Source organism: Pantoea dispersa, from assembly GCF_035783935.1.
GTDB lineage: Bacteria > Pseudomonadota > Gammaproteobacteria > Enterobacterales > Enterobacteriaceae > Pantoea > Pantoea dispersa_C.
This window is the reverse complement of record NZ_JALKOV010000032.1, coordinates 1-831: the sequence shown is the minus strand read 5'-3', so window position 1 is coordinate 831 and position 831 is coordinate 1. Positions and strand designations below refer to the sequence as shown.

2 tRNA genes and 1 rRNA gene are annotated in these 831 nt (G+C 51.5%); all 3 read right to left on the bottom strand.

The features are described 5' to 3' along the window. Positions 1 to 406 precede the first annotated feature (406 nt). A tRNA-Ala gene (locus tag MXF20_RS23210) sits at positions 407 to 482 on the bottom strand. A 116-nt stretch (positions 483 to 598) separates the two neighbouring features. Next, positions 599 to 675 (bottom strand) — tRNA-Ile (locus MXF20_RS23205). A gap of 73 nt (positions 676 to 748) precedes the next feature. Further along, positions 749 to 831 (bottom strand): 16S ribosomal RNA (locus tag MXF20_RS23200); the annotation flags it as partial.

Sequence of the window (831 nt, the reverse complement as noted above, 5' to 3'; positions counted from 1 at the left end):
CGCTTTTCGCAGATTAGCACGTCCTTCATCGCCTCTGACTGCCAGGGCATCCACCGTGTACGCTTAGTCGCTTAACCTCACAACCCACAGACGTTTCATGTCCGGAATCACTGCGCTGGAAAAATGCGGCGTTGCAGCGGTGCTCGCCATGCTCACGTACGTCAGTACGCTCCGCTGGCTGTGCGCCGACGCGCCTTGCCTTTTTCCCTGCTCGTTGATTCCTGCATTCCACATGGGATGTGAAAATTTGAGAGACTCGAACACATCGTAAATTTCATTCTTATTACGGAGAATGAACACGACGTGTCGTTTCAATTTTCAGCTTGTTCCGGATTGTTAAAGAGCAATAACTTCGCAATGCATTCAGTAAATGCATTCTGAAGTTGTATCAACGCGGGTTCGTTGATGGTGGAGCTAAGCGGGATCGAACCGCTGACCTCCTGCGTGCAAGGCAGGCGCTCTCCCAGCTGAGCTATAGCCCCGATGAGTGTTGTAAAACGCGTGAGTACCAAGGAGAATCATTTTTCAGGCAAGGCGCAGTGTCGCGACGCATAGTCTTCTATGCGAGCGGCGCTGTAACGCAGCATGAGAAATGATTTGGTAGGCCTGAGTGGACTTGAACCACCGACCTCACCCTTATCAGGGGTGCGCTCTAACCACCTGAGCTACAAGCCTGCAGGCGTTTTACGCTCTTCTCTAAGTTCATCAGACAATCTGTGTGAGCACTTCGCGGGAAAGTATCTTCAGGTAAGGAGGTGATCCAACCGCAGGTTCCCCTACGGTTACCTTGTTACGACTTCACCCCAGTCATGAATCACAAAGTGGTAAGCG